The organism is Trinickia terrae (genome assembly GCF_005144415.1).
GTDB lineage: Bacteria > Pseudomonadota > Gammaproteobacteria > Burkholderiales > Burkholderiaceae > Trinickia_A > Trinickia_A terrae.
Genome location: NZ_SWJE01000001.1, coordinates 60,518 through 79,108, shown reverse-complemented (window position 1 = coordinate 79,108; position 18,591 = coordinate 60,518). Strand labels below are relative to the sequence as shown.

Annotated in this window: 18 protein-coding genes and 1 pseudogene; 8 read left to right on the top strand and 11 right to left on the bottom strand. The window is 65.9% G+C overall.

Features of this window, described 5'->3' with window-relative positions:
• Positions 1–124: 124 nt before the first annotated feature.
• Complete coding sequence (locus FAZ69_RS00320) at positions 125–1,657, bottom strand: AMP nucleosidase (protein WP_136891967.1); 1,533 nt, start codon at positions 1,655–1,657, stop codon at positions 125–127.
• A 199-nt stretch (positions 1,658–1,856) separates the two neighbouring features.
• Between FAZ69_RS00320 and FAZ69_RS00315 the strand changes: the two genes are divergently transcribed.
• From FAZ69_RS00315 to FAZ69_RS00305, 3 genes are all read left to right on the top strand, one after another.
• A complete protein-coding gene (locus tag FAZ69_RS00315; RefSeq protein WP_136891966.1) occupies positions 1,857–2,252 on the top strand; it encodes a hypothetical protein in 396 nt (131 codons plus the stop codon).
• A gap of 214 nt (positions 2,253–2,466) precedes the next feature.
• Positions 2,467–3,447, top strand: a complete 981-nt coding sequence (locus FAZ69_RS00310; protein WP_136891965.1) for a homoserine kinase — start codon at positions 2,467–2,469, stop codon at positions 3,445–3,447.
• 2 nt (positions 3,448–3,449) lie between these two features.
• Positions 3,450–4,256, top strand: coding sequence for a BPSS1780 family membrane protein (locus FAZ69_RS00305; protein WP_136891964.1), 807 nt, complete (start codon positions 3,450–3,452; stop codon positions 4,254–4,256).
• A 98-nt stretch (positions 4,257–4,354) separates the two neighbouring features.
• Here FAZ69_RS00305 and FAZ69_RS00300 read toward each other — a convergent pair whose 3' ends face one another.
• Positions 4,355–4,531: a DUF3563 family protein gene (locus FAZ69_RS00300; protein ID WP_136891963.1), complete on the bottom strand. Its 177-nt coding sequence runs from the start codon at positions 4,529–4,531 to the stop codon at positions 4,355–4,357.
• Between the two features lie 139 nt (positions 4,532–4,670).
• Positions 4,671–5,816 (bottom strand): extracellular catalytic domain type 1 short-chain-length polyhydroxyalkanoate depolymerase, encoded by a 1,146-nt coding sequence (locus FAZ69_RS00295; RefSeq protein WP_136891962.1) that lies wholly within the window; start codon positions 5,814–5,816, stop codon positions 4,671–4,673.
• Between the two features lie 308 nt (positions 5,817–6,124).
• Between FAZ69_RS00295 and FAZ69_RS00290 the strand changes: the two genes are divergently transcribed.
• Positions 6,125–6,820 carry a phosphatase PAP2 family protein gene (locus FAZ69_RS00290; protein ID WP_136891961.1) on the top strand — a complete coding sequence of 232 codons (696 nt, stop codon included), beginning with the start codon at positions 6,125–6,127 and terminating at the stop codon, positions 6,818–6,820.
• 84 nt (positions 6,821–6,904) lie between these two features.
• Here FAZ69_RS00290 and FAZ69_RS00285 read toward each other — a convergent pair whose 3' ends face one another.
• The 3 genes from FAZ69_RS00285 to FAZ69_RS00275 all read right to left on the bottom strand — a co-directional run bounded on the left by FAZ69_RS00285 (position 6,905) and on the right by FAZ69_RS00275 (position 10,167).
• Positions 6,905–7,753: a TOBE domain-containing protein gene (locus FAZ69_RS00285; RefSeq protein WP_136891960.1), complete on the bottom strand. Its 849-nt coding sequence runs from the start codon at positions 7,751–7,753 to the stop codon at positions 6,905–6,907.
• Positions 7,754–7,826: 73 nt separating this feature from the next.
• Positions 7,827–9,506, bottom strand: coding sequence for a CHAD domain-containing protein (locus tag FAZ69_RS00280; protein WP_169708513.1), 1,680 nt, complete (start codon positions 9,504–9,506; stop codon positions 7,827–7,829).
• 280 nt (positions 9,507–9,786) lie between these two features.
• A complete protein-coding gene (locus FAZ69_RS00275) occupies positions 9,787–10,167 on the bottom strand; it encodes a tautomerase family protein (RefSeq protein ID WP_136892470.1) in 381 nt (126 codons plus the stop codon).
• Positions 10,168–10,260: 93 nt separating this feature from the next.
• On the opposite strand from FAZ69_RS00275, the gene FAZ69_RS00270 reads away from it, so the two are divergent.
• Entirely contained in the window at positions 10,261–11,115 is an 855-nt protein-coding gene (locus tag FAZ69_RS00270; RefSeq protein ID WP_136891958.1) for a LysR family transcriptional regulator, read from the top strand.
• A 46-nt stretch (positions 11,116–11,161) separates the two neighbouring features.
• On the opposite strand, the gene FAZ69_RS00265 is transcribed toward FAZ69_RS00270, so the two are convergent.
• On the bottom strand, positions 11,162–11,617 hold the full coding sequence (locus FAZ69_RS00265; protein ID WP_136891957.1) for a GNAT family N-acetyltransferase: 456 nt from the start codon (positions 11,615–11,617) through the stop codon (positions 11,162–11,164).
• A 200-nt stretch (positions 11,618–11,817) separates the two neighbouring features.
• Between FAZ69_RS00265 and FAZ69_RS00260 the strand changes: the two genes are divergently transcribed.
• Positions 11,818–12,252, top strand: coding sequence for an MbcA/ParS/Xre antitoxin family protein (locus tag FAZ69_RS00260; protein ID WP_439654731.1), 435 nt, complete (start codon positions 11,818–11,820; stop codon positions 12,250–12,252).
• Entirely contained in the window at positions 12,249–12,962 is a 714-nt protein-coding gene (locus FAZ69_RS00255; protein WP_136891956.1) for an RES family NAD+ phosphorylase, read from the top strand. The genes FAZ69_RS00260 and FAZ69_RS00255 overlap by 4 nt, the downstream gene beginning before the upstream one ends.
• 25 nt (positions 12,963–12,987) lie before the next feature.
• Here FAZ69_RS00255 and FAZ69_RS00250 read toward each other — a convergent pair whose 3' ends face one another.
• The 4 genes from FAZ69_RS00250 to FAZ69_RS00235 all read right to left on the bottom strand — a co-directional run bounded on the left by FAZ69_RS00250 (position 12,988) and on the right by FAZ69_RS00235 (position 17,593).
• Complete coding sequence (locus FAZ69_RS00250; RefSeq protein WP_136891955.1) at positions 12,988–13,725, bottom strand: metallophosphoesterase; 738 nt, start codon at positions 13,723–13,725, stop codon at positions 12,988–12,990.
• Positions 13,726–13,917: 192 nt separating this feature from the next.
• Positions 13,918–15,348 (bottom strand): c-type cytochrome, encoded by a 1,431-nt coding sequence (locus FAZ69_RS00245; protein ID WP_240702045.1) that lies wholly within the window; start codon positions 15,346–15,348, stop codon positions 13,918–13,920.
• A 15-nt stretch (positions 15,349–15,363) separates the two neighbouring features.
• Positions 15,364–16,965: a GMC family oxidoreductase gene (locus tag FAZ69_RS00240; protein WP_136891954.1), complete on the bottom strand. Its 1,602-nt coding sequence runs from the start codon at positions 16,963–16,965 to the stop codon at positions 15,364–15,366.
• Between the two features lie 58 nt (positions 16,966–17,023).
• Complete coding sequence (locus FAZ69_RS00235; protein ID WP_136891953.1) at positions 17,024–17,593, bottom strand: sugar dehydrogenase complex small subunit; 570 nt, start codon at positions 17,591–17,593, stop codon at positions 17,024–17,026.
• Between the two features lie 324 nt (positions 17,594–17,917).
• On the opposite strand from FAZ69_RS00235, the pseudogene FAZ69_RS00230 reads away from it, so the two are divergent.
• A pseudogene (locus FAZ69_RS00230) lies at positions 17,918–18,573 on the top strand (DUF1345 domain-containing protein).
• Positions 18,574–18,591 lie beyond the last annotated feature (18 nt).

Genomic DNA, 18,591 nt, shown 5'->3' with positions numbered 1-18,591 from the left:
AGCCGTCGTTGCAAGGCGAGCGCAACATGTGTTTCGTTCGCCTTGCCCGCCGCGCGCCGCGCGCCGCATCACCTGTCTACACGGCGCGCCAGCCTCTTCAGGCGCGCCGCCACCTTACCCGCCCTTACTGAAACGCCACCTCGGCAAAGCTGCGCAGCTTGCGGCTGTGCAAGCGGTCGAGCCCGTTCATCCGCAGCAGCTCCATCGCCTTGACGCCGATCTGCAAGTGCTGGTCGACTTGCGCGCGATAGAACTGATCGGCCATGCCGGGCAACTTCAGCTCGCCGTGAAGCGGCTTGTCCGACACGCATAGCAGCGTGCCGTACGGCACACGGAAGCGGAAGCCGTTGGCGGCAATCGTCGCGCTTTCCATGTCGAGCGCGATCGCCCGGCTTTGCGACAGACGCTGCACCGGCTCGCGATGGTCGCGCAGTTCCCAGTTGCGGTTGTCAACGCTCGCCACGGTTCCCGTGCGCATCACGCGCTTCAACTCCGCGCCTTCGAGCAGCGTCACCTGCGCGACCGCCCGCTCCAGGGCCACCTGCACTTCAGCGAGCGCGGGAATCGGCACCCACAGCGGCAGGTCCGCGTCGAGCACGTGGTCCTCGCGCACATAGCCGTGCGCGAGCACGTAGTCGCCGAGGCGCTGCGTATTGCGCAGCCCCGCGCAGTGCCCAAGCATCACCCACGCATGCGGACGCAGCACGGCGATGTGATCGGTGATCGTCTTCGCGTTAGACGGCCCCACGCCGATGTTGACCATCGTGATGCCGCTGCCGTCCGCGCGCTTCAAGTGATACGCGGGCATCTGCGGCAGGCGCGCGGGCGCAGTGCCCCTGCCTTCGTTGGGCTGCTCGTCGAGGTTCGCGTTGTAGGTGATCACATCGCCCGGTTCGACGAACGATGTGTACTCACTCCGATACGCCCGCAGCTCGGCATCGTCGGTATGGGACATCAGCTCGCGGCCGAGCTTGACGAACTCGTCGATGTAGAACTGATAGTTCGTGTAGAGCACGTAGTTCTGGAAATGCGTCGGCGACGTCGCCGTATAGTGCCGCAACCGGTGCAGAGAGAAATCCACGCGCGGCGCCGTGAACAGCGCGAGCGGATGCGGCTCGCCGGGGCCAGGCTCATAGGTGCCGTTCACGATGCGGTCGTCGAGCTGCGCGAGGTCCGGCGTATCGAACACGTCGCGCATCATCGTCAGCTTGTCGCGGCCGAGCTCGCCCTCGAGGTGGATCCCTTCCGCGAACGCGAAGTGAATCGGAATCGGCTTGTCCGACACGCCGACGTCGATCAGCACATGATGGTTCTTCGCCAGCAGCCGCAACTGCTCGCGATAGTAATTGCCGAACAGGTCCGGCCGCGTCACCGTCGTCTCGAAGACGCCCGGGCCCGCGACGAAGCCATAAGAGCGGCGCGAGTCGATGTTGGTGTTGACCTCGGTGCGAATGCGCACGAAGGGATAGCAGGCACGCACGTGATGGTCGAACACTTCGTTGCGCCGGTAGCGCGCAAACGCGTCGCGCAAGAACGCAGTGTTGGATTCGTAGACAGCGGACAAGCGCGCGACGGCGTCCGCGGCGTCAGTAAAGGCTTCAGTGGGAAAATCAGGAGGCAGCCCGGGCCTGCCGTTGTGCGTCAGATCGTTCTTCATCTTCATTCGCCTCGCTTAATGAGACGACATTACCACGGAACCATCTCGCACTGACGACACGCCGTGCGCTGTCGCACCCGCGCCGCACAAGGCCCGCGCCCGTGCAGCACGTGGCGCGGCGGCGCAAAATAACTCGATGGCGTACGCCGGGGACGGATACGTATTTGCTAGAATTCGGACACTCTTTTGGAGAATCACCATGAAGCCGCATCTTCCTGTCGCCGTTGCCGCGCTGCTCGTCTTTGGCGGCGTCGCCGTGGCGGCTCAGCCCGCCGACGACGCCCAAGCCCGCGCGCAGGCTAACGCTGCCAACTACGCGGCCGGCCTGCCCGACCTGGAGGTCATCAATCGCCCGGCGGCGGAAGTCTCGTCGAAAGTCGACATCAACGTGCCGCGCACGCCGAGCTACTACGAAAAGACCCCGAACGGCACCGAAATCACCGAGTACCGCGACAAAGGCAAGCCTGTCGAGATCGACGTGCGCTCGAATTTCGGCACGCACTATCAGATGAGCGCGCCGGCCGACACCTCGCCGCAAGTGCGCGACAACGGGCAAGCGAGCACGCGCCTGCCTTCGATCAACTTGCACTATTGAGCGGGGCGGGCGCCGCCAGGGCCCAGCTCTCGAGGGAGCCGGCGAGCCTGATGCGGACATCTCGGCGCCGCGCGGGCACGACGCACAGGACTCGCGCGCACGCCCTAACCCGCAGCACATGTCACGGGGCCAGCCGCCCTTCAGCAAGTCAGCCGCACATTCCCGCACCGGCCGCGAACGCCGGTCCGACCAACCCGATTCCGAAGTTTCCTGCATGGCCGTATTCACCGCTGTCACCGAACAAGAACTCGCGCAATGGATGCGCCACTACGATCTCGGCGATGTCGTCGATTTTCGCGGCATCCAGTCCGGCATCGAAAACAGCAATTTTTTTCTGACGACGACGCGCGGCGAATACGTTCTCACCATCTTCGAAAAGCTGACCGCCGGGCAGTTGCCGTTCTATCTGGACCTGATGCGCCACCTCGCGTCGCATCGCGTACCGGTGCCGGACCCCGTGCCGCGCGACGACGGCGCCCTCTTCGGCATACTGCACGGCAAGCCCACGGCGATCGTCACGAAGCTCGAAGGCACTGCGCGACTCGCGCCGAAGGTGGAGCACTGCGTCGAAGTCGGCCAGATGCTCGCGCGCATGCACCTCGCCGGCCGCGATTTCCCGCACCATCAGCCGAACCTGCGCAGCCTGCCGTGGTGGCAGGAGACTGTGCCGTCCGTGCTGCCGTTCATCAGCGATGAGGAGCGCACGCTGCTCTTGAGCGAGCTTGCGCATCAGCAGGCCTTCTTTGCCTCGAGCGACTACGCCGCGCTGCCCGAAGGCCCATGCCACTGCGACCTGTTCCGCGACAACGTCCTGTTCGCGCACGCCGAGCCGGGCACCGGCCACGAAGTGCGTCTCGGCGGCTTCTTCGACTTCTACTTCGCGGGCTGCGACAAGTGGCTCTTCGACGTGGCCGTCACCGTCAACGACTGGTGCATCGATCTCGCGACCGGGCAGTTGGATGCCGCGCGCGTCGAGGCCTTGCTGCGCGCTTATCAGACCGTGCGCCCGTTCACGTCCGACGAGCGCCGCCACTGGAGCGACATGCTGCGCGCCGGCGCATATCGCTTCTGGGTATCGCGCCTGTATGATTTCCACATGCCGCGTGCCGCCGAAATGCTCAAGCCGCACGATCCCACCCATTTCGAGCGCATCCTGCGCGAACGCCTGAAAGGCGCCGCGCTCCCGGGCGTCTAATCATGCAACTGATCGAAGTTCCCGCAAAAAACGGCTATGTGTGGTTCCGGCAAGGCGTCTGGCTGTTCCGCAAAAACCCCCTCGCGTTCCTCACGATTTTCTTCACCTATCTCATCGCGATGACGCTCGTGTCGAGGATTCCGGTAGTCGGCACGGTGCTGCCGCTCGCGTTCATTCCGGGCGTCGCGGTCGGCTTCATGGCCGCGTGCCGCGATACGATCGCCGGCAAGCCGGTGTTTCCGACCATCCTCGTCGACGGTTTTCGCTCGTATGGCGCAGTGGTCGCGCGGCGGCTGATGGTGCTCGGCGTGCTTTACATCGCGGCGATGGCGCTCGTGTTCGCGGGCTCCGCGCTCGCGGACGGCGGCATGCTGTTCAAGGTGATGATGGGCAGCGGGGAAATCGAGCCGGAAGCGCTGGCGAACAGCGCAATTCCGCTTGCTGTGCTGGTCGCTCTGGGCTTCTACATCCCCGTCTCGATGCTGTTCTGGTTCGCGCCGGTGCTCGCCGCGTGGCACGACGTGCCGCCCGTCAAGGCGATGTTCTTCAGCGTGGTGAGCTGCTGGCGCAATCGCGGCGCGTTCATCGTCTATGCGGCGCTGTGGTTCGCATCGGCCATCACGGTGTCGCTCGGGCTGTCGGCGCTGATGCAGGCGCTCGGCGCGGCCGAGTACGCGCTCGCGGTACTGATGCCCGCGTCGGTCATCCTGACGACGATGCTCTATTGCTCGTTCTACGCCACTTATCGCGGCTGCTTCGGCATGCAAACACCCGAGAAGGCGGATCAGCCTGACACGCCTGCAGCCTGATGACGAGAGAAAGGATTATTGAAACGCAATAAGCCGGCGTGCGGGCCGGCTTGCGTTTGCACTTCTTCAAACGAGCCTTCTCGGCTCGTCAGCGCGTCTTAGCGCTGCACCATCCACGACGGGTAGGCAACAGCAGCTTCGCGATCGATCTTGCGCATGCGGAACTCGAGATCGTACAGATCCGTCGCTTCGGCGAGGTACGCGTCGTTGTGCTCTTTGATGCGTTGCTCAGTGGACTTCGTCAGGAACAGGAACAGGCGGCTCAGCAAGTACATGGTGGACTCCAAATTTGACTAAGCGTTAATGCCTAGGGAATAACCCCTATTATAGGGAAAACCCTAGGACGCGCAAATAGCAAATTTAGAATCTGTGCTCGGCACGCAACGGCCCGGATCGAATACGGCGAAACGCGCTTCAGAAGGCCTTGCTTGCGGCCGTCGGCTCCAGTTGCGCTCGCCGCTGCTTTTGAAAAAAGTCCCAGATCAACGCGCTCGCATCCGGTCCCTTCGATGAATGGAACGGCACGGCGTCGTCGCCACCCGACCACGCGTGCCCCAGGCCTGCGACGCGGCATAGCCGCACCGCGCGCCGGCCGCCCTTCACGTAGTCGCGCACGAGCACGCCGTCTTTGCGCTCCTCGCGCACGTCGCCGGCGATCCGGGCGCCCTCCGCATCGACGAGCCTGTTGAGCCGCGCAAACTCCAGCGCCAGCTGGTCGGCGTTCTTCGGCGCCACGACGCGATCCGCGTCGCCGTGAACGATGATGGCCGGCATCCCCGGATACGCCGCGACGTCGGTCGCCTTGTCGACGAGCGCCGCCGGATCGTGATGGCTGCCGCGCCGCATCACGTCCATCGCGGCCATGCCGGAATGGGCGTCGCCGAACACCGGCCCCGAATGCAGGGCGACCGCGGCGAACTGTTCAGGGAAGTGAAGCGCAAGCAACGAGGTCAGGCCAGCCCCCGCCGATAATCCCGCCGCATACACGCATTCGGCATCGAATCCGTATTCCGCGACGAGCGCATCGACGAGCGACGCCACAGCGCGCGCCTCGCCGCGCCCCGCGTGCTCGCGATCGTCGTACCAATGCCAGCAGCGGTGCGCGTGGCTATGCCGCGACTGCTCCGGGTAGACGACCGCGAACTTGAATTTGTCGGCGAGGAGATTCATCCGCGTGCCTTCCGCGAATTCGTCGATAGTCTGCTTGCAGCCATGCAGCATCACGACCAACGGAAGCGCTTGCGCGCCGGACGTGTCGGCCGGCAGATACAACCCGTACGAGAGGTGATTGACGAGCCGCCCGGGAACCGGCGGCGCCGAGTGGAACGAGCGCGTCCAGCTGCCGCTCGCCCACGCCGCCGCCCGCGGACGCACAAGCGACTCGCGCATGGGCGGCGCGGCGGTTTCGGCCGCGCTCCGGCGCGCTTTCTTCTCGGGCTTCCCAGCAGGGCGCTTGGCTTTGAGTCCCGTACGCTTGGCGCGCTTTTGCGCGGGTTCCGCTTGAATCGCCAGAAGGCGCTTCAAGCCGCTCAACCACGTCTTCGTCAGGCTTTTGGCCATCGAGTCGGCTCGCTAAAAATAGGGGCAGGTCCAATCGAGTAAACGGCAAGCATGGTGCAATGCACCATAACACTATTTTTGAGAGACCGCCGATCGGTTTGGAGGTTCACGTTCGCAAGCTGCGCCCGCCTGCGGCGCGCGCGCAGCTTGTGTGTGCGCCATCACGAAGCGCGCCGGTGACACAGGCGCCGTCGCTATACTTCTGTTTACGCGTCGCATTTCGTTATTCGTTGTAGTCGCTTTGATCCCGTCGCGCGTTAAGAATTTAACCTTCCGACTGGCCGTGCGCCTCGCGCGCCCCTGGTTTCATGCCTGACCTACCGCTTCACCTCTGGCTTTCGATCACGCGCTTCGGCGGCGCAGGTCTCACGCTGCCCCTCGCCATCGCCATCGCGCTCTGGCTCGCGCTCGGCTATACGTGGCGGCTCGCGACCGCCTGGCTCGGGCTGCTCGGGCTTGCCATCGGCGTCGTCGCGCTGACCAAGATCGCGTTCCTCGGCTGGGGTGTCGGCGTGCGCGAGCTCGATTTCACTGGCGTGAGCGGACATGCGATGCTGTCGACGGCGGTCTATCCCGTCGCGCTGTTCCTGATGCTGCTGCCCGCGCAGCGGCCGGTTCGCCTCGCAGGCGTCGCACTCGGGCTCGCTGCCGGGCTCGCGGTCGGGCTCTCGCGCGTCGTGCTCGACGCGCATTCGCCGTCCGAAGCAGTGGCGGGCTGCATCGTCGGCTCGCTGGCCGCAGTGGTGTTCATCTGGTGGTCGTGGGATGCGAAGCCCGGTCAGCTACGCGCTGTGCCGGTCGCGGTGAGTCTCATGGTGCTCACGATGGCGCTGCACGATGTGCGGGTGCCGACCCAGCGCTGGATCACCCATATCGCGCTTCATTTGTCGGGCCACGAGCGCCCGTTCATCCGGGCCCGCTGGAAAGCGGGCCGCGACAATCCGCGCCCGGCTGCAATCGAGCAGAACACGCAGCCGGTGTCGCATCCGCCGTCCGATGCATGACGGCGCGTCCGCCTGGTATCGACTGCCGGGCGGACGGTTTCGATCACACCGTGCAGCCAAGGCCGCACGGCCCTTCGCAATATTTCAGCCGCTCACGCCAAGAATCACGCTGGACGCCTTGAACGCGGCCACCGCCGGCACGCCCTCGGCCAGCCCCAGCGCATCGACGCTCTCATTGGTGATGATCGCCGTCACCACCGTGCCGCCGGCGAGCACGAGCGACACCTCGGCATTCACCGCCCCCCGCGTCAGCTTCGAGACGGCGCCGCGCAGCTGATTGCGCGCGGAGATCTTGAGCGGCGCGCCTCCCGCATCATCGACCAGCAGCAATACCGACGACGCCTTGATCAGCGCGAACGCCGCCGCGCCTTGCGCGAGGCCGAGCGACTCGGTGCTCTCGTGCGTCACGGTGGCGACAATGGTGTGGCCGCCGGGCAAGGCGAGCGAGACCTCGTCGTTGACGGCGCCGAGCTTGATCGACGCGACGGTTCCAGCCAGTTGATTGCGTGCGCTCGTTTTCATGCCGATTCTCCCAATCAGGCCCCAGTCGCCGGCAAAGCCTTCGATTGCCGCGCTGGCATGTTCAACAAATTTGCGATGTTCGCGCTCGATCGCCCGGAACGTCGCGATCAGGCGGACTGCGCGCGGCGTCAGCGTGGTGCCGCCGCCGCCCTTGCCGCCCGCCGCGCGCATCACGAGCGGTTCGCCGGCGAGGTTGTTCATGGTGTCGATGGCGTCCCATGCGGCCTTGTAGCTCATGCCGACCGCTTTCGCCGCGCCGGTGATCGAGCCGGTCTCCCCGATCGCTTCGAGCAGCGCAATGCGCGCCGCGCCGCCGAGCGTTTCGTGTCCCGCGCGCAACCAGACGGAGCCGTCGAGTTCGAGCGCCTCGCCGGTAGAGTCGGACGATGTCGGGGAAGAAGAACGGGGCATGGGTTAAAAGCGATCCAGGTGGCAATCGATTATATCGGCTGTGTCACGCGCGAAGTCGGCACCGAGCGCGGCGCTAGGCCCCACCCTTGATGCGCGGCTCTTCGAGCGTACGCAGCAGACGCTCGCCCTCTTGCGCCGTCCAGTGGCCGACCGCCTGGCTCCAGCCGCGGGCGAAGCCGCGCTGGTAGGGCGTGATGTCGAGCTGTTCGAGAAGACGCAGCGCGACCACGGCATCGTTGCCGTCGCCGAGCACGCTCTGGATGCGCTGCAAGGTCTTGGCGACGTCGCGGCGTGTGCGTCCCGAAGCGATCGACTCGAAGAACTCCAGTATGTAGCGCAGGCGCTTGGCCTCGATGCGATGGCGATGGCGCGCGGCGGCATCGAGCTCCGGCAGCTTTGCCGTGTCGGCCAGGCGCCGGAAGTGCTTGCGCACGCGCTTGGCCACGAACGCGTGCAAGATGGTGTCGGCGAGCGCCTCCGGCGCGCCGCGCATCGGCAAGCTGGCAAGCCAGGCGAGCCACGCGAGCGACAGCTGCGCGTAGCGGCGCGAGCGCATCGCCGCCTGTAGACGGCCGCGCGCCGCGAGCCGGCGGGCATCGGCCGAGGCCAGCACCGCCGACCACGCGGACGCGTCGGTATCGGCAGCGGCGAGAGCAGGCAGCGTCGAATCGGTGAAGACGTCGAGATCGCGCGCTTCGCCGAGCAGGTCGCCGAGCCATTTGAGGCCGGGGGCGACGCGCGTCGTCCAGTCCGCATCGGTCCAGCCCGAGAAGATCCGCATCGCCGTCCTCAGGCGGCGCTGTGCGACGCGCATCTGATGGACGAACTCGATGGTCGCGGTCTCGTGCACGCCACGCTCGTTGCCGAACCACTGTTGCGCGATGTTGGCGCCGATCGCGATCAGCGCGGCATGCGGCGTGTGGAGGTCGAGGAGATCGACGGGAATGGCGCGTACCGGCTCTTCCGCGGCCGGAGCGCGCAGGGTGCGCTCGAGCGCGTCGCTCAGGACGGGGAAAACGGGAAGTTCGGCAACCAGTGCTTCCGCTACGGCAAAAAGCGCGTGCACGGCGCGCGCCAGCGGGTCTGGCTGCTCGCCGTCGGACAGCGTTTCGTCAGCGTTCGGGCAGGACGACGACAGCAGCAGCTCGCAAAAATGCGGCATGGCTTCGGGCGTCGCATCGAAGGCGTCGTTCAATACGACGTCGACGGCGTGGCCGTCTTCCGACGTCCAGCGCCAGGTCGTGCGATGAAATTCAAGCACCGCCGCCGGCAAGGACACCTGAGCGCCTTCTTCGTCCAACGCCTCCCGCAATTCGGACGGCACGGTCAAGTGCTGCATGATGGCCGCACTGGCCTCGAGCGGCGCGTCCACGAAGAATTCACGCACCGTCACGGCGGGCGCATGAGTTTCGCGGCGCGAAACGAGCATCCGGCGTCCGCCAGGCGAAACCTCTGCCATCGTCCGCCATCCGGCCTCCGTGAGCTTGCGGCTCAGCGCCAGCGGATGGATCGTCAGCCGCGTGCGCGCGGACACGGAAGAAAACTTGCCGGATCGATCGAGCGCATTCGCCAACGCCTCTCCGGCACCGCCGGCAGCGGGGTTTTGCTTCGCCCGCCGGGCGGTGGGTTTCTTGTCGGCCTTGCCGGCCTGGTCCTTGCCGGCTTGGTCAGCCGCTACCTCTACCGCCTGCTGAAGCCACTCGCACGCGGCCATCGCGGGCATGTCCAGCGAGATTTCGACGACACGAGACATGAGCGCTCCCCTCCGGGGCATTTCGAGTCGGTGCCGTCCGCCAGCCTCGAACCGCAAATAAAGGGGGCGAACGGTCTTTGCTCATGTTACACGGCGCACCAAGCCCGGCAAGAGCGGCCTGCCCGAGGTAGCGCGGATTCGACAGCGCGCCGCCATGGCCGTCGGCGTCGATGCCGCTGCCCGTTCGTGACTCCATTCATCGGGTTGGAATGAATATCCGAAGCGCGGAATTCGGGTTCGGCGCGGGTCTTTCCACCATTCCGGCACGAACCCGGAATCGTCACGCGTACTGCGCGGCTCCAAGGCCAAAAGACCAGTTCTCCCTGGACACCTCCACAACGTTCACGAACACGTCTTCGCCCCGCACGCCGGGGCTTTCCGCCAGATTGGCGGCTATCGCCGCATAGAGTTTCTTCTTCTCCGCCACGCCCCTCGTCGAGTTCGCGGTGACCTGAATGATCACGAGATCGTCGCTGCGCGCGATCCCCAGATAGTTGCGGCCGAAAACGAAGCTGTCCGCATCGTATTCGTTGATGACCATGAAGAAATCGTCTTCGGGAACGCTGAACGTTTCGATCAGCGCGCGCTGAATTCCGCTGACGAGCGCCTTCTTGTACGCGGCGGGCTTGCCCGCGCGCACGGCAATGCGAGTGAACGGCATGTCGACCTCCTGTCGGTGATAGCGCTTGCAGGTTAGGACACGCCTGCCATAATAAACAGGCATCATTGATGATTTCATCCATTTCATTCTGAAATGAAAATGCTCGATATCGACGCAGTTCGCGCGTTCGTCCTGGTCGCCGATTTGCGCAGCTTCACGCGCGCCGCCGATTTGCTCGATACGACCCAGTCGGCCGTGAGCCTCAAGCTCAAGCGACTGGAGGCGTATCTCGGCAAGCAGTTGCTCGAGCGCACGCCACGCTCGGTGCGGCTCTCGGCCGAAGGCGGCGCGTTTCTCGGCGCAGCGCGCGAACTGCTCGGCGCCCACGAGCGCGCGCTCGGCACGCTGGCCGTCGAGCCGCGGCGGCTGGCGATCGGTTTGAGCGAGCACGTCGCCGGCCCGGAACTGCCGGCGCTGCTCGCCACGCTGCACCGCCACGATCCGGGGCTCGTGATCGAGATGCACCTTGGCTTGTCGAGCGCCTTGCTCGATCAGTACGACGAGCGGCTGATCGATGCGGTCATCGTGCGCTTCGAGCCCGACGAGGAACGTCCGCCCGAGGGCGGGCAACTGCTCTTCACCGAGCCGCTTGCGTGGCTCGCCGCGCCGGGCTGGGAGCCGCGCGCCGGCGAGCCGCTGCCGCTCGCGATGCAGACGGCGCCCTGCAAGGTGCGAGCAGTGGCGCTGCGCGCGCTCGATGCGGCGGACGTGGCGTGGAACGAGGTCTTCGTCGGCGGCGGCGTGGCGGCCGCCAGCGCGGCGGTCGCGGCCGGGCTCGCTGTCTCGGCGCTGGCGAGGCGGGTCGCGCCGCGCAGCCTCGTCGACATCGGCAGCCGGCTCGGGCTGCCGGCACTGCCGGATTCCCACGTCGTCATGTACTCGCGCGTGCGCGAGGCGCGCGGTATCGAGATCTTGCGGGTGCTGACCAACGCGATGAAACCGGGCTGACACCCCCGCTCAAGCCAAACGCGAGCGACAAGCCGCCGCAACGGCATCACCTGTCCGGGTTGTCGATCACATAGCGGACAAAGCCGCTGTGCGGCGTGTACTTGTCGTACAGCGCCCTGGCCCGGTAGTTGTTCTCTTTCGTATTCCAGTAGAGGCGCGACCAGTTGCGCCGGCGCATCTCCTCGACGAGCCAGTCGATCAACTGCTTGCCCACGCCCGCCGCGCGCGCTTGCGGGTCGACGTACAAATCCTGCAGGTAGCAGACCGGCGTGAGCAGCGACGTGCTCTCGTGGACGAGATAGTTCGCGATGCCGATCACCTTACCGCCTTCATCTTCGGCGACGATCGCGAAAACGGGCGACGCCGGATCGAAAATGCGCGCCCAGGCGTGGCGCGTGATCGCTTCGCCGGGCTCTCGTTCGTAGAAGCGCGTGTAGGCATCCCAGAGTTCGCGCCAGCGCGCCTCGTCGCGCGTTTCGATCTGTCGAATCGTGATTGCCATGGGCTCGGTCTCGCATCGGGAAAGAATGGCTCGGCGATCTGGTCAGGATGACTCGTTCGCCATGGGATCGGAGAATCGTATGACACGAAATCCGAGCGGCGCAATACGCGACGCCGCGCCACACCATGCTCAACTGCTCAGCCTTGAATTTATCCACAAATGGACTAATATCTACACATAGTTCATTTAGAGATCACACCATGTCGTCTGCCGCCCACCTGTCGCCGCCCGCACGCGACTCGTCGCCGCATCCCGCCGCATCGCTCGGCGAAATGTCCGCGGCCGGCCTGCGCGCGTTCTTCAACATCGCGCGCGATTGGGATTTGTCGGTCGAAGAACAAATCGTCCTGCTCGGCTCGCCGGGCCGCTCGACCTTCTTCAAATGGAAGTCCGCGCCCCAATCGGCCCGCCTCGGCCGCGATACGCTCGAGCGGCTCTCGCTCCTGCTCGGCATCTACAAGGCGCTGCAGATCCTGCTGCCGCAACCGTCGGCCGCCGACGGCTGGGTCAAGCGCCCGAACAGCGCGCCGCCGTTCGGCGGCAAGCGCGCGCTCGACCGCATGCTCGCCGGCAACATCAGCGATCTCGTCGCGGTGCGTCAGTATCTCGATGCGATGCGGGGCGGCTGGGCGTGACGGAGACGAACTGGCAGGACCACTGGCGCTCGTTGCCGATCACGCCGCTCGACTGGTCGCCCGCCTATCGCGTGATTCCCACGCGCTTTCCGGCAGTGAACCTGTTCGACCGCGTCGCGTCGCCCGAGGATTTCGACGCACTCTACGCGCTCGAGGCGATGACCAACGACCGCCTGCGCACCGAGGTCGGCGAGCTCGACCTCGTGCCGCTCGAAGAGCGCCGCTTCGGGCCGGGCTACGGGCCGATCATGGCGGCGTTCACGCATCTGAATCCGCTCGGCAGCCGCTTTTCGGACGGTTCCTATGGCGTGTTCTATTGCGCGCGCGAGCGCCGCACCGCGATCGCCGAAACGCGCTTTCACACCGGCAATTTCCTCGCCGCCACCCACGAAGCGCCGATGCGCCAGCAGATGCGTCTTTACACGGTGATCGCAGAGGGCGAGGCCGTCGATTTGCGCGCTCACGCGGAGCTCGATCCGGCCGTGCTGTCGCCCACCGGCTACGCGGCCGGCCAGGCGCTCGGGCGCGCGGTGCGCGGCGCGGGGGTGGCGGGCATTGCCTATCCGTCGGTGCGCGATACGCAGGGCGGCGAATGTCTCGCGGCGTTCAGGACGACGCTCCTGCGCGACTGCCATCACGCCGCGTATCTGGAATACAACTGGAACGGCAGCGCCATCGACAGCGTGTTCGAGCTGAATCAAGTGGGTTGATGCATGGCGCGCGCAACCGGCGAAGTCACGGCAGCGCGATCTGCGCCGCCCCTTCCGCCAGCGCGGTATCGAGCGATACCGACCAGACGCGCGACGTCAGCGCCTCGGTGATCGTCAGCTTGCCGGTCAGCGCGAAGGCGCCGGTATCGACGAACACCTGCGAACCGATGCGCCCCATGTCGCGCATCGGCGTGTGTCCGCAGTAGGTGATCGAGAGCCCGGCCTGCCGCTCGGGATCGGTGTTGCCGAGCGCCAGTTCGCGTCCCCAGAGCATTTGCTGGCGCACGTGATCGCTGAAGTCGCCCGAGTCCAACTCCGCGTCGCTGCCAAAAAATTCGGCATGCAGAATGTTGAAGCGCGCTGCGCCGCTGCCCACCACGCGCACGAGCGGCAGCTCCCGCAGACGTCGCGCGTAGGCCAGCAATTGAGCCTCTGAGAGCGCATCGGCCCATGCGCCGCCGATGCCGTACCACCAGTTGCGCCGCATCGTGCCTTCGACGACCGCGCACAACGCTTCTTCGTGGTTGCCGAGCACAGTGTAGAACCAAGGCTTGTCGAGCAACGCGAGTGCGTCCTCGGACTGGCTGCCGCGATCGATCAGGTCACCGACCGAGAATAGACGGTCTCTCGCGGGGTCGAACGCGATTTCCCGCAGCAGATAACGCAGCGCATCGACACAGCCGTGCAGGTCGCCCACCACGAAATCGCGCCCTTCCGCATTGGAAGGGTGATGGCACACGACGGGGAAAAGTTCGGTATCCATATGCGCATCATAGTGCGCCGCGCGTGACACGTCTGCGGCATGCCGAGCGTTTCGGCGGCAGCGGCGGCGCGTTTGCCGATCCTGCCTGGACTTTCGCGCGCACCGTGTAGGCTTTACGCAACATGCCTGCTATTTGGCGCCGCATGGGCCGGCATATTTTGCGCGGCCCATGCGAAATCACGCGGCAATCCGTCATTGTTGCTGCCCGCGCAGCTTCGCCACCTGGTCAACCGTGATCGTCGCGGCCGGGTTGCCGAACTGCCGGGTCACATAGGTCGAAATCGCCGCCACCTGATCGTCGGTCAATTGCGACGCGAATTCGGGCATCAGCACGTCGGCATCCTTCGTGGTCCGTGTCACGCCGTGCAGGATCACCATCGCGAGATTGCTCGCATCGCCCGCGCCCGCGACGCTGTTATGGATCAGCGATGGATACGCCCCCGGCGCACTCGCGCCGACGCCCTCCCCGCTCCACGCGTGACAGCTTGCGCAGTTCGCGACGAAGAGCTGCGCCCCGTCGACGCCCGCGATCTTCGCGCCGCGCAGGTTCGTCACGTCGTCCTGGACGGGCTTGCCCCATTGGTCGCGCGCGCGCGTCTCGCCGCCCGCGACAGGCGGCAGCGAACGCAGATAGACACCGATCGAGCGCAGGTCCTCGTCGTTCAGGTACTGCGTGCTGTCCTCGACGACCTGCGCCATCGGCCCCGCGGCATTGGCGCGCCCGGGCGCCGAGCCGGTCGACAGATAGCGCGTCAGGTCGCCGCCGCTCCACGCGCCGATGCCGCTCGTCTTGTCGGGCGTGATGTTGAACGCATGCCAGCCCGCCATCGTCGCGCCCGAGAGGCGATCGGCCGATTTCAGCCCTTGCATGATGTTGCGCGGCGTATGGCATTCCTCGCAATGCGCGAGACCTTCGACCAGATACGCGCCGCGGTTCCATTCCGCGCTTTGCTTCGGGTCCGGCACGAAGCGGCCTTCGTCGAAATTGAAGAGGTTCCAGAAGACCATCAGCCAGCGCAGATTGAATGGAAAGCTCAACTCGTTGCGCGGCGGTGCGTAGTGGATCGGCTCGACCGTGTTCAGGTAGGCACGGATCGCCAGCACGTCGTGCTCGGTCACGCGCGTGTACTCCGGATACGGAAACGCCGGATACAGATGCTCGCCGCCCTTGCCGATGCCCTCATGCATCGCGCGCAGGAAGTCGGCATCGGTCCAGCGGCCGATGCCGGTGTCCGGGTCGGGCGTGATGTTCGGCGTGTAGATCGTGCCGAACGGCGTCGAGATAGACACGCCGCCCGCGAACGGGCGCGTCTTGTCCGCCGTGTGGCAGGCGATGCAGTCGCCCGCGCGCGCGAGATATTCGCCGCGCTTCACGAGCCCCGCGCCTGCCGCATCGCCTTGCAGCGCGGCTTCGCCGCTCGCGGCCGTCGCACCGCTTGCCGGCCCCTCGGCGGCCGCGAGCGCAATCGGCGATTCGTCGGCCGGCGACGGGTCCGGATCCGCCGACGCGTACCACGCGAGATAAAGCGCAAATAGCGAAAACAGCGCCGCCAAGGCGGCCATGCGCCTGGGCCAGCGGCGCGGGTCGGCGGGTTTGAAGAAGCGAGACCTCGGGTTCGGCATGGTGGCGGGTCTCCGTCAGAGTTCGTGCTTCAGCTTGTCGGCGAGCCTGAGCGACAGCGCCGCAATCGTGAGCGTGCAGTTGACGGACGCAGCGGACGGCATCACGCCGCTGCTCGCGATAAAGAGGTTCTGGTGATCGTGCGTACGGCAATCGGCGTCGACGACCGAATCGGCCGCATCGTTGCCCATGATCGTCGTGCCCATGATGTGATTGTTCGGCGCGAAGTTGTCGTCGAACGTCACTTCGGCGCCGCCGAACAGCGCCGCGATCTGCGCATAGAGCTCGTGCGTGTTCGCAGCGCTCTTCGTCACGTAGTCGTTGATCGAGTAATGGATCTCGGGCTGCGGGATGCCGAGCGCATCCTTGTGATCGGCCGATGGCACGATGCGGTTCTCCGGCTCGGGCAGGTGTTCGTGGAAGCTGTTGATCGTCAGCGTGCGCGCGGCGCGGTCGCGAATCTGGCGGTCGAGCTCGGCGCCGGTGAGGCCCTTTTGCAGCAGCGCGGACGTGATCGCCATCGTCGGCACGCCGTTCGACAGGTGCAGCTTTTTCGCCGCGTAGGTGGAGCGGAACGCGCCGTCGCGGAAGTTCACGATCGAGGTCATCTCCATCGGGCCTCGTCCGGGCCAGAGCGCCTCGTTGGCGAGGAAGCTCACGCCGGTGCCCGGGTGATCCATCAGGTTGCGGCCCACTTGATCGGAGCTGTTGCCGATGCCGTGCGGGAATTTATCGGTGGTCGACATCAGCATCAGCTTCGGCGTCTCGATGCCGTTCGCCGCAAGCACGAAGAGCTTGCCCGTGATGCGCGTCGTGCCGCCGCTCGGGTCCTTGTAGTGGACCGCCGTGATGAGCCCCTTGTCGTCGGCTTCGACACGGTGAACGACCGCCTGCGGAATCAGCTTCGCGCCGGCCTGCTCGGCCTTCTCCGCATGAATCGAGCCGCTGTACATCGCCGCGATCGGGCAGATCGGCATGCAGTTGTTGTTGCCGCAGCAGGTCGGACGTCCGCCGTAAGGCTGGCTGTTGCGCGCGACCGGCTCGGGCACGACCCTGAAGCTCTGCGCGTTGAGGACGTCGGAGAAGCGCTGGTCCATGTACGAAAGCGGCAGCGCTTTCATCGGATAGGGCTTGGCGCGCGGCGAGCCGAGGTCGATCGCCGTGTCGGGACCGGAGACGCCCAGTTCCACTTCCGCCGCGTAGTACCAGGGCTCGAGCGTTTCGTACGGGTACGGCCAGTCGCGCCCGACGCCGTACATCGTCTTCAGCCTGAAGTCCGACGGCAGCAGGCGCCACGCGGCGGCGGCCCAATGCCACGTGGTGCCGCCGACGAGCCGCAGGTATTGCGAGTTGTACGGATAGGCGCCCTTCTGGATCAGGTAGCCATTGGGCGGCGAATACTCGGGATGGGGCGCGTAAGGCGCGGACGGATACGGTGTCGCGAAATCGGCCTTCGCGGGCGAGTTGCGGAAATTCTCGACGATCTGCCAGCGCGGCAGGCGCGGCCCCGCTTCGAGCAGGATCACCGACGCGCCCGCGAGCGCAAGCTGATGGGCGACGAGACTGCCCGCCACCCCCGAGCCGACTACGACGACATCAGCCGAATTGTTGATTGCCATGCCTGACCTCAGTGGTAGGTCTGTGATTGCGGTTCTCGCTGGCGCAGCGCCGCGGCCGTCACGTGATCGACGGCTTCTGCGCCCAATAGAACGGCACGTCCCTGCAATACGACGGGATCGTCAGCACGTCCTTCACCGGATCGAACATCAGCGCCCGCTCGTAGGCGACGACCTGCACGTTGGGCATGTCGCCGACGAGGCCCAGATACCACGCGCGCATCACCGCGCCGACCGTCTTCGCGAGATTCGGCTGATCGACCGCGAGCGCCTGGGTGACCGTATCGCTCGGCACCGAGGCGTGCCCCTGCAGCCACGCGTTGAGCGCGGCGACGTTCTGCGTGAACTGGCTGTCGGCTTTCGCGAGCGCGGCGTAGACGCGCTTGGCGAGAATCGGATCGAAGCTCGTGCGGCCCGTCAGCTGCTGCGAGAGGGCGAGGAAGGCGTCGAGACCGCCGCCCGCGGGCGGCGTGAAAGCGAAGGCGGGCGCAGCGCCGAACGGCAAGCCGGCGCCGGCCGCGACGGCGAACGCCAGCGCCACGGCCGACGCGCACGCGCCAAGCACGAACTCGCGGCGAGAGGACACAGACGGCGCGCTCTCTCGCGCGCCATCCGCCTGGGCATCTGTCATGTGGGCTCCAGATGATGTCTTATGTGTGACCCAGCCGGCCCTGGTGCCGGCTGTCCGCCCCGGAACTGGTCTTTGTCTTGCTTGCCGCTTGCGCGGTCTAATGCGCTGCGCGATGGCGGCGGCCCCACATCGGCCGCCGTTTCACCGGTGGGAACTATAGCGGTGATAGGGTCATTTCACAATTCATGACCTTCGCGCGCTTGCCCTCTCGACGATAATCTTGCGTGCCAAAAGCAAGATCCGAGCTTGTCTTGCATCCGGCGCGAGACAAGCGCCTGCTCCGATCAACAGGTTTTCATTTTCCAGCGACCGGCACCGACGCCCATGACGCTCTATCCGCAAGTGCTTCGCAATCGCCCGCGCATGATGATCGGGCTCCTCGCCGGCGTGCTGGCTGCGCTGCTGATCCCCGTGCCGTTACGCAGCATGGTGCGTCCCTGGTCGGCTGGGATTGTGCCGTGTGGCTCTATCTGCTGCTGATGTGGATCGAGATGGCGCGCGCGCATCACGAGCAGGTCCGCGAGGTGGCCGTGCGCGAGGACGAAAAGGCGGGAGTCGTGCTGTTCGTGATCTGCCTGGCGACGGTGGCAAGCATCGCCGCGATCGTGATGGAGCTCGCCTCGGCGAAAAACCTGGGCTTCAGGGGCGAGTTCGCGCACTACGCGCTGACAGGCGTCACGATGTTCGGCGCGTGGTTCCTGATCCCGACGATCTTCACGCTGCACTACGCGCGGCTGTACTACGCGCCCGATGCGGAGCAGACGGCTCTGCTGTTCCCGGACCACAAGCTGGAGCCGAACTACTGGGACTTCTTGTATTTCTCGTTCACGATCGCAGTCGCGTCGCAGACTTCGGATGTCGTGCTGCGCTCCCGCGAGATCCGCCGCGCGGCGCTCGCGCAATCGGTGTTGTCGTTCTATTTCAACGTGGCCGTGCTGGGACTGTGCGTGAACATCGCGGCGGGGCTGCTCGGCTCGTAACGCATCGAGCCGATGCAC

Excerpts from the sequence above, each read along its gene's own strand:
- FAZ69_RS00310 (WP_136891965.1), top strand. The coding sequence starts at position 2,467 with ATGGCCGTATTCACCGCTGTCACCGAACAAGAACTCGCGCAATGGATG.
- FAZ69_RS00280 (WP_169708513.1), bottom strand. The coding sequence starts at position 9,506 with ATGTCTCGTGTCGTCGAAATCTCGCTGGACATGCCCGCGATGGCCGCG.
- FAZ69_RS00245 (WP_240702045.1), bottom strand. The coding sequence starts at position 15,348 with ATGCCGAACCCGAGGTCTCGCTTCTTCAAACCCGCCGACCCGCGCCGC.
- FAZ69_RS00285 (WP_136891960.1), bottom strand. The coding sequence starts at position 7,753 with ATGCCCCGTTCTTCTTCCCCGACATCGTCCGACTCTACCGGCGAGGCG.
- FAZ69_RS00320 (WP_136891967.1), bottom strand. The coding sequence starts at position 1,657 with ATGAAGAACGATCTGACGCACAACGGCAGGCCCGGGCTGCCTCCTGAT.
- FAZ69_RS00265 (WP_136891957.1), bottom strand. The coding sequence starts at position 11,617 with ATGGCAATCACGATTCGACAGATCGAAACGCGCGACGAGGCGCGCTGG.
- FAZ69_RS00270 (WP_136891958.1), top strand. The coding sequence starts at position 10,261 with ATGAAAATGCTCGATATCGACGCAGTTCGCGCGTTCGTCCTGGTCGCC.
- FAZ69_RS00300 (WP_136891963.1), bottom strand. The coding sequence starts at position 4,531 with ATGTACTTGCTGAGCCGCCTGTTCCTGTTCCTGACGAAGTCCACTGAG.
- FAZ69_RS00260 (WP_439654731.1), top strand. The coding sequence starts at position 11,818 with ATGTCGTCTGCCGCCCACCTGTCGCCGCCCGCACGCGACTCGTCGCCG.
- FAZ69_RS00250 (WP_136891955.1), bottom strand. The coding sequence starts at position 13,725 with ATGGATACCGAACTTTTCCCCGTCGTGTGCCATCACCCTTCCAATGCG.
- FAZ69_RS00305 (WP_136891964.1), top strand. The coding sequence starts at position 3,450 with ATGCAACTGATCGAAGTTCCCGCAAAAAACGGCTATGTGTGGTTCCGG.
- FAZ69_RS00275 (WP_136892470.1), bottom strand. The coding sequence starts at position 10,167 with ATGCCGTTCACTCGCATTGCCGTGCGCGCGGGCAAGCCCGCCGCGTAC.
- FAZ69_RS00295 (WP_136891962.1), bottom strand. The coding sequence starts at position 5,816 with ATGGCCAAAAGCCTGACGAAGACGTGGTTGAGCGGCTTGAAGCGCCTT.
- FAZ69_RS00315 (WP_136891966.1), top strand. The coding sequence starts at position 1,857 with ATGAAGCCGCATCTTCCTGTCGCCGTTGCCGCGCTGCTCGTCTTTGGC.
- FAZ69_RS00290 (WP_136891961.1), top strand. The coding sequence starts at position 6,125 with ATGCCTGACCTACCGCTTCACCTCTGGCTTTCGATCACGCGCTTCGGC.
- FAZ69_RS00240 (WP_136891954.1), bottom strand. The coding sequence starts at position 16,965 with ATGGCAATCAACAATTCGGCTGATGTCGTCGTAGTCGGCTCGGGGGTG.
- FAZ69_RS00235 (WP_136891953.1), bottom strand. The coding sequence starts at position 17,593 with ATGACAGATGCCCAGGCGGATGGCGCGCGAGAGAGCGCGCCGTCTGTG.